General features: G+C 63.4%; 11 protein-coding genes and 1 riboswitch. Of the genes, 6 read left to right on the top strand and 5 right to left on the bottom strand.

Annotated features, from left to right (window positions below; all coding sequences use genetic code 11):
* Positions 1 to 39: 39 nt before the first annotated feature.
* A complete protein-coding gene (locus QRM57_RS17500; RefSeq protein WP_257369391.1) occupies positions 40 to 360 on the bottom strand; it encodes a putative antibiotic biosynthesis monooxygenase in 321 nt (106 codons plus the stop codon).
* 100 nt (positions 361 to 460) lie between these two features.
* Between QRM57_RS17500 and QRM57_RS17495 the strand changes: the two genes are divergently transcribed.
* The 3 genes from QRM57_RS17495 to pabB all read left to right on the top strand — a co-directional run bounded on the left by QRM57_RS17495 (position 461) and on the right by pabB (position 3,772).
* Positions 461 to 1,087, top strand: coding sequence for a TetR/AcrR family transcriptional regulator (locus QRM57_RS17495; protein ID WP_284987511.1), 627 nt, complete (start codon positions 461 to 463; stop codon positions 1,085 to 1,087).
* Between the two features lie 94 nt (positions 1,088 to 1,181).
* Positions 1,182 to 1,742, top strand: coding sequence for a low molecular weight protein-tyrosine-phosphatase (locus QRM57_RS17490; protein ID WP_284987510.1), 561 nt, complete (start codon positions 1,182 to 1,184; stop codon positions 1,740 to 1,742).
* The gene (gene pabB / locus QRM57_RS17485) at positions 1,739 to 3,772 is read left to right on the top strand and encodes an aminodeoxychorismate synthase component I (protein WP_284987509.1); all 2,034 of its coding nucleotides are present in this window, start codon (positions 1,739 to 1,741) and stop codon (positions 3,770 to 3,772) included. Before QRM57_RS17490 ends, pabB begins: the two co-directional genes overlap by 4 nt.
* Positions 3,773 to 3,776: 4 nt before the next feature.
* On the opposite strand, the gene cls is transcribed toward pabB, so the two are convergent.
* Positions 3,777 to 5,306 (bottom strand): cardiolipin synthase, encoded by a 1,530-nt coding sequence (gene cls / locus QRM57_RS17480; protein WP_284987508.1) that lies wholly within the window; start codon positions 5,304 to 5,306, stop codon positions 3,777 to 3,779.
* Positions 5,307 to 5,335: 29 nt separating this feature from the next.
* On the opposite strand from cls, the gene QRM57_RS17475 reads away from it, so the two are divergent.
* From QRM57_RS17475 to QRM57_RS17465, 3 genes are all read left to right on the top strand, one after another.
* A complete protein-coding gene (locus QRM57_RS17475) occupies positions 5,336 to 6,277 on the top strand; it encodes an aminodeoxychorismate lyase (RefSeq protein ID WP_284987507.1) in 942 nt (313 codons plus the stop codon).
* A 251-nt stretch (positions 6,278 to 6,528) separates the two neighbouring features.
* Positions 6,529 to 7,983 (top strand): amino acid permease, encoded by a 1,455-nt coding sequence (locus tag QRM57_RS17470; RefSeq protein WP_284987506.1) that lies wholly within the window; start codon positions 6,529 to 6,531, stop codon positions 7,981 to 7,983.
* 193 nt (positions 7,984 to 8,176) lie between these two features.
* Positions 8,177 to 8,659 (top strand): carboxymuconolactone decarboxylase family protein, encoded by a 483-nt coding sequence (locus QRM57_RS17465; RefSeq protein WP_284987505.1) that lies wholly within the window; start codon positions 8,177 to 8,179, stop codon positions 8,657 to 8,659.
* 151 nt (positions 8,660 to 8,810) lie between these two features.
* Here QRM57_RS17465 and QRM57_RS17460 read toward each other — a convergent pair whose 3' ends face one another.
* From QRM57_RS17460 to QRM57_RS17450, 3 genes are read right to left on the bottom strand one after another with little or no spacing between them, the layout of a single operon-like run.
* Positions 8,811 to 9,884, bottom strand: coding sequence for a PLP-dependent cysteine synthase family protein (locus tag QRM57_RS17460; protein ID WP_284987504.1), 1,074 nt, complete (start codon positions 9,882 to 9,884; stop codon positions 8,811 to 8,813).
* On the bottom strand, positions 9,878 to 11,443 hold the full coding sequence (locus QRM57_RS17455; protein ID WP_284987503.1) for an aromatic amino acid ammonia-lyase: 1,566 nt from the start codon (positions 11,441 to 11,443) through the stop codon (positions 9,878 to 9,880). The genes QRM57_RS17460 and QRM57_RS17455 overlap by 7 nt, the downstream gene beginning before the upstream one ends.
* On the bottom strand, positions 11,443 to 12,771 hold the full coding sequence (locus QRM57_RS17450; RefSeq protein WP_350309855.1) for an NtaA/DmoA family FMN-dependent monooxygenase: 1,329 nt from the start codon (positions 12,769 to 12,771) through the stop codon (positions 11,443 to 11,445). Before QRM57_RS17450 ends, QRM57_RS17455 begins: the two co-directional genes overlap by 1 nt.
* A 165-nt stretch (positions 12,772 to 12,936) precedes the next feature.
* A riboswitch (SAM riboswitch) is annotated at positions 12,937 to 13,050 on the top strand.
* The last annotated feature ends 1 nt before the right edge of the window (position 13,051 follow it).

Genomic DNA, 13,051 nt, shown 5'->3' with positions numbered 1-13,051 from the left:
CGCTCCGCCGGGCACCAGCTCAACCTCCGGCTACGCCGCTTAGGCGGACCGGCGGGCAGCGCGTTGGCTTGAGCGTTCCGCTGCCTTGCGGCTGAGTGCGCCGTGACCGGCCATGAGCCGGGGAACCACAACGTATACCGCAGCGGGAACCACCAGAGCCGTCAGCATCAAGGCGCGAAGCACGGGGTGCAAGGGTTCCATGATGGGGCCCAGCAGCAGCATGCCGATGGAAACCAGCGGGAAAATTGCCAGCCAGGTGATCAGGGCCCGCATGTGGACCGAGGGGGCTTTCGGGGGCACTGGCGTTGCTGGCTGGACGCGGGTAGGCGTGGCCTGTTCTGTAGTGGCTTCGATGGTCATGAGGTTTCTCCAACCAGATAGTTGCAATTGACTGGAATCACCATAACCCCGGCCATCAGGAAATTACAACCACTTAGTTGGAAAATGCTAAGATGACCGTATGGCCTGGGACACGGAGCGAACCAAGGGGCTGCTGCTCAGTGCGGCAACCACAGAATTTTGCACGCGCGGACTGGCTGGCGCCCGCATCGACCGGATCGCTGCCGAAGCCGGCGTCAACAAGGAACGGATTTACCAGTATTTCGGCAACAAGAACGCATTGTTCGACGCCGTGATTGTCACCGCCCTGACCAACCTCATGGACGAAGTCCCCATCGAGGGCTCCGGCCCTGAAGCCATGGCTGATTACGCCGGGAGGCTTTTCGATCACCACCGGGTGGATGCCACTGCCCCGCGACTGCTGTTCTGGGAGGGATTGGAACGCGGAACCGACGTTGTGGGCCTACCCAAACGGATGGCCAACTGCGCATCCAAGGTCAACAGCACCATTGCAGCGCTCCCCGGCATCTCGCGGGAGGACGCGGGTGATCTCCTCATCACCATCGTCAGCCTGTGCGATTCCGCTCCCGTGCTGCCGGCTCTCGACGGGCTGATGGCCGGCGATAACCCGGGCCGCACCGAAAGGCGACGCGCCGCCGTCGTACGTACCGTCCACTTGATGGCCGCCGCGCTGGCCGCCGAAGCGGCGGCATCCGAAGCGGCAACAACCGAAGCGGCAACAGCCTGACTCCAGCGACCCTGTGACAGGTTTGACACGAAAAGTGACTCGCTTGTGAAGTAGCCCCTAGCCAAGAGGGGGTGCCATCAATCATGCTTGCCTCATGTACTCAACGTCGAGCCCATACCGCATCATTACGGTCTGCACAGGGAACATCTGCCGCTCACCCATGGCAGCCCTCATGCTCACCGAAGCCTTCGCAGCGGAAGGGCTCAGCGAGGTTGTGGTGGTGGATTCGGCAGGCACCACCGGGTACGAGGTCGGACACCCCATAGACCCCCGGGCCGCGCGTGTCCTGACCGCCAAGCACATACCCTCGGAGAACCACGTTGCCCGCCAGTGGCGCAGTGAATGGTTCACTGAGCGGGACCTGATCCTCGCCTTGGATGTTGACCACTTCGGGTGGCTACAGGAGGGCGCTCCGGACGCCGGCGCACTGGAAAGAGTCCGGATGCTGCGCAGTTTCGATCCCGCCACGGCGGGTCGCAGCTCCCTCGATCTGGGCATCGAAGACCCCTGGTATGGGGGCCACACGGACTTCGACACCACGTGGACCCTCATCAAGGACGCCATTCCCGGGATCGTCCAACACGTCAAAACAGCCGTCGGCCCCCAGGTCGAGGCCAAATCCGGCGATCACCAGCAGGTAACCTCTATGTCATGACCCCTGCACCCGTGATCATTGCTGTTGATGGCAGGTCCGGTGCAGGAAAGACCACTTTGGCCGTCGAATTGGCGGCCCGGTTGCGCCAGCACCACAAAGTTTCACTGTTCCACCTGGAAGACGTCTATCCGGGCTGGAACGGCCTCATGCCCGGCATCGAACGGTACGTTGCCACGGTCCTCCCGCCGCTGAATGCCGGCCTCGCTGCCGAATGGACAAGTTGGGATTGGGAACGCCATTACGACGGCGGCCTGAAAGTTACCCTGCCCGCCGAGATCGTGATCGTGGAAGGCGTGGGCGCCGCTGCGGAAGCCGCCCGGCCGATGCTGGACGCTGTGGTCTGGGTCGAGTCCCCCGGGGACGACCGCCGCCGTCGAGCCCTGACGCGTGACGGAAGTACCTACGAACCGTACTGGGACACTTGGGCGGCGCAGGAAGACGCCTGGCTGGAATCGGACCCGGTGGCCAGCGCCGCGGACGTCCGCGTCCTCAACCGTGCCGATGGGAGCGCCCCCGACGACGTCCTGCAGGCCCTCATGTACCTGCCGTCCATGGCGGCAATCCTCGCCCCGGAGCTCAGTGCCCGCAGGGGACTTCAGCTCCGGTCCGAGCGCGTGGACACCACGCCTGACGCAGCCCGGCTTTTTGAGGCGCTCTACGGCCAGTCCGCCAACGCTGTCTGGCTGGACTCCTCCAACGCGTCGGCCGTTGCCGGGACGTCCCAGGCCGCGGCACGCAGCCGCTTCAGCATTTTGGCTGACGACGGCGGCACTTACGGCCAGCTGGCGATGCACCGATCCGGCGTCACGCAAGTTACTGCCGGCTGCGCCACCGTGGCCACATCCGGGACGTTTTTCCGGTGGCTCGACTCCGTGTGGGGCCGCCGGGCAGTCCGGGCACCCCACGGTTACGACGGCCAGTTCACGCTCGGCTGGCTCGGATACCTTGGGTATGAGCTCAAACGCGAAACCGGCGGGAGCGACGTCCAGTCCGAAACCCCCGACGCAGCGCTGCTCTTCGCCGGCCGCGCCATCGTCCTTGATCACCGCGAACAAACCGCATGGCTGCTGGCCCTGGATGCGCCCGACGCCGACGCCTGGTTCCGCACGGCACGCACCGCCGTCGTGGCCGCCGCCGTCCCGGCTGCCACCGCCGTCGACGCTCCTTCGGGGACGGTCCCTGAATTCGTCAGCCGCGACTCCGCTACAGACTACAAGCGGAAAATCGCGGCCTCCCAACACGAAATTTCTGAAGGCAACTCGTACGAGGTCTGCCTCACGACCACCCTTGAAGCACCCGCCGGCAGCCTGGATCCTTGGGTTGCGTACCTCAACCTTCGACGCCGTAACCCGGCACCGTTTGCCAGTTACCTCCGGTTCGGCGAACTGGTGGTCGCGAGTACGTCACCCGAACGGTTCCTCCGGATCCTGTCCGACGGCGGTATGCGCGCCGAGCCGATCAAGGGCACGCGTGGGCGCAGTTCCGATCCGGCTGAGGACGCAGCCTTGCGGCACGACCTGGTGACCTCGCTGAAGGACCGCGCGGAGAACATCATGATCGTGGACCTGCTACGCAACGACCTTAGCCATTTCGCGATCCCGGGTTCGGTCACTGTGAGCCGGCTGTGCGCGATCGAAAGCTACGCCACGGTCCACCAAATGGTGAGCACAGTGGATGCGCACCTCAATCCGGGGGCTCCCCGGGCCGAAGCGGTTGCTGCCGCATTCCCTGCGGGCTCCATGACGGGTGCGCCCAAAATCAGCACCATGGACATTCTCGACCAGCTTGAGTCGGGGCCCCGGGGGATCTACTCGGGAGCTATCGGCTACTTCTCACTCAACGCTGCCACGGACCTCGCCGTGGTCATTCGAACCCTGGTGGTAAACCCTTCCGGAGCGAACGGGCGGACCCTGAGCCTGGGCGTGGGCGGGGCTATCACTGCGGATTCAGTGGCCGATGACGAGTACGAGGAAATCCGGACCAAGGCATACGGCGTGCTGTCCACGCTCGGCGCAGGCTTCCCGGACTGAGGAACTACTGGAGCGTCGCCGTCAATCTGGCCACGTTATCCACATACTTGGCCAGCGGGGGCCTATCAACCCAGTCTTCCAACATAAGCTCACGGGACACCTCGCGATACGTGGACTCCACGGCGCGCATGAGGTTCACGGTTTCGGTGCCCAACAGCATCACCGAAACCTCCATGTTCAGGGAGAAGGAGCGCATATCCATGTTGCTGGAACCAAGAACTGCCACTTCATCGTCAATGGTGAAGTGCTTGGCGTGGAGGACGTACGGTGCCCGGTACAGGTAAATGCGCACGCCGGCACCCAGGAGGGCCTCGTAGTAGGAGCGTTGGGCGTGGTGGACCAGGAACTGGTCGCCTTTCTCGGAGACGAACAGCTCCACGTCCACGCCGCGCTGCGCCGCCGTGGTGATGGCGTAGAGCAACGAGTCATCCGGAACGAAGTACGGGCTGCAGATGGAGATTCTGTGCTGCGCGGAGTAGATCAGGGTGTTGAACAGGCGGAGGTTGTTCTCCGTTGCAAAACCCGGACCGCTCGGAACCACTTGAGCCGTGACGTTGCCCGGAGACGGCTGGGAAGGCAGCCGGAGCTGGTCCTCCAGGGATTCGTCCGTCTCGCTGAGCCAGTCTGTCGCGAACACGACGTTGAGGGTCGCCACGATGGGGCCTTCAAGTCGGGACATGAGCTCAACCCATTTGCGGCCCACCTTGCGGTGCTTGGGGTTGTTGTATGAAGGCTCGATCAGGTTCTGCGAGCCCGTGAAGGCAACCATGCCGTCAATCACCATGATTTTGCGGTGGTTCCGGAGGTCCGGGCGCCGCCACTGGCCATGGATTGGAAGCAAAGGGAGCATCCTCCGCCACTGGATCTTTCCAGCCTTGAGCCTGCGGATCAGCCGCCGGTAGCCCTTCACCCTTAGTGTCCCGATGTGGTCGAAAAGCAGCCTGACTTCGACGCCGCGTTCAGCCGCTTTTTCCAGCTCCGTCAGCAGCTCGTCCGTGACGGAGTCGCTGCTCATGATGTAGAACTCTGCGTTGACGTACCTGGTGGCACCCCTGACTGCCTCGGCCATGGCCTTGATGGACTCTTCGTAGCCAGGAATGAGCTCTACTTTGTTGCCGTCAACCATGGGCAAGGATCCCAGCCGATGGTTGAGTTCTCCTGCCGATTTCACCCATTCGGGGCCCGAGTAATCGCTCACGGGATCGGACAGATCGGAGGTTACGGCGCGGACCCGGCGGTTAACTTCTTCCTGCTGCTCCCGCCTGCGCTTTGACAGCTTGAAGTTTCCGAAAAGCAGGAAAAGGACGAAGCCGACCGATGGGATGAGAAACACAGCCAGAAGCCATGCCATGGCCGTGGTGGGACGACGGTTGCCGGGAATGATGCCAAGCAGCACGATGCGCATGGCGATTTCCACAATGGCCCAAACACCCAGTAACCAGGTCCACTCCTGGCCCAAAGGAAAAGGAAAGAGCACCGACCAACCCCCACGTTCCGTGAACAACAGTGACCACAGCCTATCCGGCAAAGTCATATCCGATGTCCCGGCACTAAGCTGGGACCATGACTTCACCTGCCCCCACGGTCCTGGTTTTCCTGGATCCCGCGTTCGAAAACGGCCGACTTGCCGATTCCAGCCAACCCCAGCTCATGGCAACGGATCTGGGCGCCACACGTGGCGATGGAGTGTTCGAATCGCTGCTGGCGGTCCAGGGACACCCGCGTAAGGTCCAGGCGCACCTGAACCGTTTGGGCGGTTCTGCGGATGCGCTCGATCTTGACCTTCCGGAGCAGGACGCCTGGCGCAGGGCCATCGATACCGCCATTACCGAGTTCCGCCGTGTCCACCCGGCCGCGACGCCGGAGGACGACGAGGTAGTCGTCAAGCTGATCGTGACCCGCGGCGTCGAAGGCGCGGCCAGTCCAACCTGCTGGGTACAGGCCTCACCGTCCCCAGCGGGCGGCCGTCGGCAACGCGAGACGGGCATCGACGTCGTCCTTTTGGACCGCGGCTTCGACACCGAAGCCGGAGAGCGTGCACCCTGGCTGCTGCTGGGCGCCAAGACGCTCTCGTATGCGGTCAACATGGCGGCCCTCCGCTACGCGCACAAGCAGGGCGCTGACGACGCCATCTTTACCTCCACAGACGGCCGCGTCCTGGAAGGCCCGACGTCCACCGTGCTGCTGGCTCACCTTGAGGAAGTCGACGACGGCGAGGGTTCGGTCAGGACTGTACGCCGCCTCATCACACCCCAACACGACAGCGGCATTCTGCCCGGAACCTCCCAAGGCGCCCTGTTTGCTGCAGCGAAGGCAGCAGGTTGGGAGCTTGGCTACGGGCCGCTCGTCCCACAGGACCTGTTCGACGCCGACGCTGTCTGGCTTATCTCGAGCATCCGTTTGATCGCTCCCGTGAACCACATCAACGGCAAGGAAATCGGCACGCCCGCTGTGCGGAAGCAGCTCACAGCCGAGTTGAACGAGCTGTTCGCCGGAATCGAGTAATCCGGTCCCGCGGAGCCCACGGATAGGGGGCTCCGCTTGGAACCTAGCAGGTCACAAGCAGAGTAATCGCTCGCGTGACTTATAGATAAGAAATGCTTGGCCTCAGCCACAACGTTCCTGCGGGTCCAATCGCAATTCTTATCCTCCTTGAAATGCTCATCCGTCATGTGATGAATCTTGTTCTCGTGTTAGTTGGATCACGTCCGGCTGGCACTACCCGAAACTTTGCTGGCTAACTTCCCGGAGGGAATATGGGACTCAGCTCCCCCACAGAGGCCGAAGCATCGGCAACCAAGGCGCAGCCCCAGGCTGACGCCCCGTCAACAGGTCTTCGCCGGTCCATGGAGGCCCGGCACCTGGTGATGATCGCCATGGGTGGCGTCATCGGCTCTGGCCTGTTCGTCAGTTCCGGTTACACGATCGCCACCGCAGGCCCCTTGGGCGCGGTCCTGGCGTTCCTTATCGGCGCTGTCGTCGTTTATCTGGTGATGGCCTGCCTCGGGGAACTCGCCGTAGCGTTCCCCGTTTCCGGCGCTTTCCACATCTACGCGGCCCGGACCATCGGCCCTGCAACGGGCTTCGCCACCGCGTGGCTTTACTGGCTCTGCTGGGCAGTTGCCCTGGGCTCCGAATTCACCGCGGCCGGCCTCCTGATGCAACGTTGGTTCCCCGGTATCGACGTATGGATCTGGTGCTTCGTCTTCGCAACAGTCCTTTTCACACTGAATGCCATCTCATCGCGGGTCTTCGGCGAATCTGAGTTTTGGTTCGCGCTGATCAAGGTCGCCGCCGTCGTCGGCCTCATCATCCTGGGCGGTGCCGCGCTGGCTGGCTTCCACCCGCTCGCCACCGGCGACTACCCCTCATTTGGCTCGAACTTCACCACTCCGGATGGTCTCTTCCCCAACGGCTTCACGGGGGTCTTCGTCACCTGCTTGGCCGTCTTCTACGCCTTCTCCGGCTCCGAACTGATCGGCGTCGCAGCGGGCGAAACGGCCAATCCCGGTGCCACCATCCCCAAGGCCATGCGTACCACGGTCATCCGGCTCATGATCTTCTTCGTCGGCGCGATCGTGGTCATCGCGGCCACCATCCCGTACGAGCAGGTCAGCGTGGATGAGAGCCCGTTCGTCACCGTCTTCTCCATGCTCGGGATCCCCTTCGCCGCGGACATCATGAACTTCGTGATCATCACGGCGCTGCTCTCGGCCGGTAACTGCGGGCTCTTCTCTTGTGCCCGCATGCTGTTCTCGCTGGCAGACGAAGGCCACGCACCCAAAGCCTTCAAGAAGCTGACCAAACGCGGCATCCCCATGATCGCCCTGTGTGTCAGCATGCTTGGCGGCCTGGCTTCGCTGATCAGCAGCGTTGTGGCGCCTTCCACTGTCTACCTCGTGCTGGTGTCCGTGGCCGGCTTCGCGACGGTGGGTGTCTGGATGTCGATCGTCGCTTCACACTTCATCTACCGCAGGACCTTCGTGAAGAACGGAGGGGACCTCTCAACGCTCCCCTACAAGGCCCCGCTCTTCCCCTTGGTCCCGATCCTGGCCTTCGCCTTATGCCTGGTGTCGCTGATCGGCATTGCCTTTGATCCCAACCAGGTCGCCGCGCTGTTGTTCGGTGTTCCGTTTGTTGGAGCCTGCTACGCGTTCTTCTACTTCAAGTACGGACGACGGCGGTCGCTCAAGAAGGTTGCCGGCGCTTAGGCCCGGAGCCTCCCGACCTCGCGTGACGAAGAACCAGCCCCTGGACAACCTGAACGGTTTCCCAGGGGCTGGTGCCGTCTGACGCCCACTCACATCCCACCCCCATCACCCCAACGCTCACTCACATCCCACCCCCATCACCCCAACGCTCACTCACTTCGTTGGCCCGCGTGCGTTGCGTTAGGCTCCAACCATGCCCGAACAGGAAACAAAACCACGTCTTGCCGGCTATCTGGATAAGCAGCAGCCCGACCTCTACGCCACGCTCAGCCACTATTCCCAACAGCTCGTCGAAGAAGCTGACCGGCTAGGTGTTCCGCGGCGAACCCTCGAGCTCATAAATTACTTATCCTCGCAAATCAACGGCTGTGCATTTTGCCTGGATCTTCATCACCGGCGGGCATTGAAGTACGGCGAAACAGAACAGAGGCTTTCCTTGGTGGCCGTGTACCGGGAAGTCCAGCTGTTCGAACCAGCTGAAGTGGTAGCCATGGAGATCGCAGAACAGATCACGCGCATGAGCAGCTCGAGGCCTAGTCCTGAACTCTTCGAACAGGCGCGCCAGCACTACAGCGACGAACAGATCAGCGTCCTCTGCATGGCAGCAATCGGGATTAACGCCTTCAATCGACTGTCGATTCTGAGCGAGCATCCCGTCCGCGCGACGAAGAAGTAACAAAACGGAACGTGAGAGAGCGCCCGGCCCAAGCGGGCGGAACGTGAGCGAGCGCCCGGCCCAAGCGGGCGGAACGTGAGCGAGCGTCCGGCCCAAGCGGGCGGAACGTGAGCGAGCGTCCGGCCCAAACGGGCGGAACGTGAGCGAGCGTCTACTGGAGGGGGTTGCGGGCGTCGGGAACGTCGGCGGCGAGGCGGATGCCGTGCTCAGCCAGCCACACCGGGTTGAAAGCCTTGCTCAGGTAGTTGGTGCCGGCGTCGGGGGCTATGGCTACCACCACCGAACCGTGCGGCGCAGCGCGGGCCACCCGGAGGGCTGCGGCCACCGCAAGCCCGGACGACGGCCCCAGGGCGAGCCCCTCTTCGTCCAGGAGCCGGTGCACGGTGGTGAAGACCTCGTCGTTGGGTATCCGGAGGAAACGGTCCACAATCCCGCGGTTGAATGCCTTGGGCCACTCGGGTTCGGGCCACGAGTTGCCCACGCCATCCACCAGGATTTCGCCGGGGTGGCCGCCACTGTACGCGGATCCGTAGGGGTCCGCACCCACGACCTCCAGGTGGCCGCCCGGGCGTGAAGCTGCCACCTGCTCCTTCAGGAACCGCCCGTTGCCGCTGATGGTCCCTCCGGTCCCGATGCTTGCCACGAAATGTGTGATCAGGCCACCCGTCTGTTCCCAGATTTCAGGACCTGTGTTCTCATAATGCGCGGCGGGATTGGCAGGGTTATCGAACTGCATCGGCCGCCAGGCGCCGGGCGTCTCTGCGGTGATGCGCGCCGCCACGGCACGGGCATTCTCCGGCGATTCGGAGGGGGCGTTCCAGTCGGTGAGGATCACACGCGCGCCGTAGTTGTGCAGTGCAGCGAGCTTCTCCTGCGAGATGGTGTCACCGGTGATGACAACAACAGGGTGGCCGGTGAGGTGCCCGATCAGGGCCAGCCCGATCCCGGTGTTCCCGGAGGTGCTCTCCACGATCGTGGCGCCCGGTTTCAACTCCCCGGAGCGTTCTGCGGCACGGACCATGCTCAACGCCGTGCGGTCCTTAATGGAGCCGCCGGGATTCTCGGATTCGAGTTTGATGTGGACGGCGCTGCCCAACCCACGGCTCAGGGCCTCAAGTTTCACCAGCGGGGTGTTTCCCACCTTCTCCAGGACTGAAGCATCCAGCACGTCCGGTGTTGGACCTGCTGAGTGCGCGCCGTGTTTGCGGATGTCGGTGTTCACCATGATTCCCCTCCTTCGGACCCGATGACGTGGTGCACGAGGCCGCGCAGTTCCGCCCGCGCCCGCTCCACCAGATCCGACGCGGACGGACGGTCCGCCAGCACATCGGCCAAGCGACCGACGACGGCGCCCGTCCCCTTACCGAGTGGCTGCGCCGCCCCTGCCTCGAGCAGCAGGTAGGACGCCGTGAGGGCCTCAATCGTCAACAACTTCTCCAAGGCCTCCACCGACTTTTCGAGTTGCTGCAACGCAAGCGGGGCCAGGGTGGAGTGGTCTTCGACGTCGGCGGACAGGGTTGGTGCTCCAAGGGTTGCCGGTGCGGCGAGGAATTTGAGTTCAGCGAGGAGCCCCGCTGCGGAGTACCAGAGCAATCCCGGCAGTTCTTCCTGTGCAAGGCCAGACCCGTTGGCGGCCGCCGCCAGGTGCTTTGCGCGGATGGCCCGTTGCGGCGGGTACAACTTGGCGATGCGCCGCTCGCTGGAGATGCCCACATGGGCCAAAGCGAGCCGCAACACTTCAAAGGACAGCGCCAACTGGGTGGGCTGGAAATTCCCGCCAGACACCACCTGCCCGGACCCGACATCCACCAACGGGTTATCACCGCGACCGTTGAGTTCCACTTCCAGCGCCTCACCCAGATCCGACACCAAGGACCGGAATGCCCCGTGTGTCTGCGGTGCGGCCCGGAAGGAGAGGGCGTCCTGAACCGAAACCTCAGCCCGGACATCCTCCAGCCAGCCGCCGCTCAAAAGTCGACGAACAGCAGCGGCCGAGTCCCGCTGCCCGTTCACTGCCTTGGCTGCCTGGATCGCCGGCGAAAACGGGCTGAGGTTCCCGCCGCCGTCGTACCTTGCGATGGTTTCAAGGGACAAGGAAAGCGCGACGTCGGCAAGTTCGGCCAGGTGCCGCAGTCGCCTAAGGACCAGGGCACCGACGCCCACGGAGTAGGAGTTCGCGCTCACCAGTGACAGGGCCTCACCGGCTGCGAGAGTGAGGGGCTGCAGCCCGGCATCGGCGAGCGCTTTGGCCCCCGGGACCAAGGTGCCGTGGGAATCGAACGCTTCACCTTCGCCGAGGGCCACAGCCGCGACGGCGGCGAGTTGGGTGAGGTCCGATGAGCCCACTGAGCCTTCGGAAGGGATGGCGGGGTGGACGCCGCGGTTCAGGAGTTCGGCATAGAAACGGGCCGTGTCGGGACGCACTCCTGAGCCACCACGGCTGAATCCCACAAGGCGGGCAAGAATGACGGCCCGGGCGGCGGCGCGGTCCAGATATGGGCCCACGCCACTGTTGTGATACCGGACAACCTGAACCTGATAGTTGAGGATCGACTTGTCCTCCACAACGGTGTCACGACCGGATCCCAGCAGGGTATTGAGCCCGTAGACCCGCTGGCCGGACGCCGCAACCTGCTCCAGGATCTCCCGGGATCGGCCGATTAAAGTCAACGCATCATGGTTGAGTTTCACGTGAAACGAGTCGTTGCTGGCAACCAGGGCCAAGCGTTCAGCGCGTATCGGGGCCGTCCCTACCACCAGGGTCCCCGCATCATCAGACGTCATCAGAAGTCCAGGAGGTTCTGCCGGAATCCGCCGTTGCCGTAACTCTTCCTCAACAACCCCCGCCGACGCAGCTCAGGGGTTAGTTTGTCCAGCACTCCATGCACCGTCACGGGATCCACGAAGCCGGAGAAAAGGAACCCGTCGCCGCCCACCGCGGAGCCGGTCTCCTCGAGATAGTCGGCGATTTCGCCCACCGTACCGATGATCGAGTCCCCTGCCCCGCCGCTACGGGCCTGCAGGATCTGGCGAAGCGTGGAACCTGGCGGCGCTGCTTTGGCGAAGTGCTCCAAGGTGCCCTGGTTGCTGTTGGTAGTCAGCTCGGGCAACGGGGCATCGAGGTCGAACTGCTTGAAGTCGATGACAGAAAGGTAGGAGATGGAGTTGAGCTGGCTGTCGATGTCCCGTTGGGTGAGCTCACGCCGCTGGGCACGCAGCTCCTCAGCTTCCGCAGCCGAACCGACCACCGTGGGCTTGAGGACAAACAGGACCTTCACGTCATCGGGGTTCCTGCCGGCCTTCGCAGCCTCGGCACGGATGGAGTCCCGGTATGCCTTCATCCCGTCTGCGCCTCGTGCCAAGGCGATCGCTACATCGGCATGCCCGCCAGCGAAGGCCTTGCCGCGGGGTGAAGCCCCGGCCTGAACCAACACGGGCTCCTCCGGCAGGGGCGCCGTGTTCAGCGGGCCCCGGACCTTGAAGAAGTCGCCTTCATGGTTGATCGGGTGAACCTTGGTGTGGTCTGCGAATACCCCGGCGGAAACGTCCTCAAGCACGGCGCCTGGTTCCCAACTCCGCCAAAGCCGCCTCACGACGTCGACGAATTCCTCCGCTTTCTCATACCGCAGGTCGTGTTCAATCTGCTGGTCCAGCCCGTAGTTCTGCGCGGCGAGGTCGCTGCCGGAAGTCACCACGTTCCAGCCAAGCTGCCCCTCTGAGAAGTGCTGCAAGGTGGCCAGCAGCCGGGCGGCAGTGAAGGGCGGGTAGAAGGAAGCGCTGACCGTGGGCACGATCCCGAGGTGCTCTGTGGCGGAGAGCAGGTAGGGAACCAATGCGAGGGGGTCGTGCTTGGGCGCGAAGGAAGCGTGCGCCAAGGACACCTCGGCCGTACCGCCGTAGGTATCAGGAACGGTAAGTGAGTCCTCGATGATGAACAGGTCGAGCCCGGATCGCTCGAAGGCCCGCACGGCCTCCTGGTACAGGGCAGGCTTCTTCCAGTCATAGCCCAGCCCGTAGCCGGGCGTCCCCCAACCCTGAACTCCGAATCCGTGGCCCACGAACCATCCAAAATGCAGCATGGCCTTGAGTGTAGGACTGCTCTGTTCGTTCACCGCGACCTGGTTTCTTGCGAAGTTACAGGGGGACGTACTGGGTCAATTATGCTCCCGGGACGTCATAAATGGGTCCTGCCACAGCACCCTCCGGTTACGCAACATGACGGCGGGCAAACCCCCGCCACATGCAGCCCAGGCGCCCTGAATGCTACGTTTTTCTTGAGTAATGAGTACCAGCGCGAAGCCCTGACTTGCTGGTCGGCAACCCTCTCTCCGGCGGGGTGCCTCAGGTGACTACTCGGCGTATCGGACAAATTCGAACTGCAAGCGTGACTGA

The sequence above is a fragment of the Arthrobacter sp. fls2-241-R2A-172 genome (assembly GCF_030208885.1).
Lineage (GTDB): Bacteria > Actinomycetota > Actinomycetes > Actinomycetales > Micrococcaceae > Arthrobacter.
Note: the sequence above shows the minus strand (reverse complement) of the source record. Positions and strands in the feature narration are given on the sequence as shown.

Excerpts from the sequence above, each read along its gene's own strand:
- QRM57_RS17500 (WP_257369391.1), bottom strand. The coding sequence starts at position 360 with ATGACCATCGAAGCCACTACAGAACAGGCCACGCCTACCCGCGTCCAG.
- QRM57_RS17495 (WP_284987511.1), top strand. The coding sequence starts at position 461 with ATGGCCTGGGACACGGAGCGAACCAAGGGGCTGCTGCTCAGTGCGGCA.
- QRM57_RS17490 (WP_284987510.1), top strand. The coding sequence starts at position 1,182 with ATGTACTCAACGTCGAGCCCATACCGCATCATTACGGTCTGCACAGGG.
- pabB (WP_284987509.1), top strand. The coding sequence starts at position 1,739 with ATGACCCCTGCACCCGTGATCATTGCTGTTGATGGCAGGTCCGGTGCA.
- cls (WP_284987508.1), bottom strand. The coding sequence starts at position 5,306 with ATGACTTTGCCGGATAGGCTGTGGTCACTGTTGTTCACGGAACGTGGG.
- QRM57_RS17475 (WP_284987507.1), top strand. The coding sequence starts at position 5,336 with ATGACTTCACCTGCCCCCACGGTCCTGGTTTTCCTGGATCCCGCGTTC.
- QRM57_RS17470 (WP_284987506.1), top strand. The coding sequence starts at position 6,529 with ATGGGACTCAGCTCCCCCACAGAGGCCGAAGCATCGGCAACCAAGGCG.
- QRM57_RS17465 (WP_284987505.1), top strand. The coding sequence starts at position 8,177 with ATGCCCGAACAGGAAACAAAACCACGTCTTGCCGGCTATCTGGATAAG.
- QRM57_RS17460 (WP_284987504.1), bottom strand. The coding sequence starts at position 9,884 with ATGGTGAACACCGACATCCGCAAACACGGCGCGCACTCAGCAGGTCCA.
- QRM57_RS17455 (WP_284987503.1), bottom strand. The coding sequence starts at position 11,443 with ATGACGTCTGATGATGCGGGGACCCTGGTGGTAGGGACGGCCCCGATA.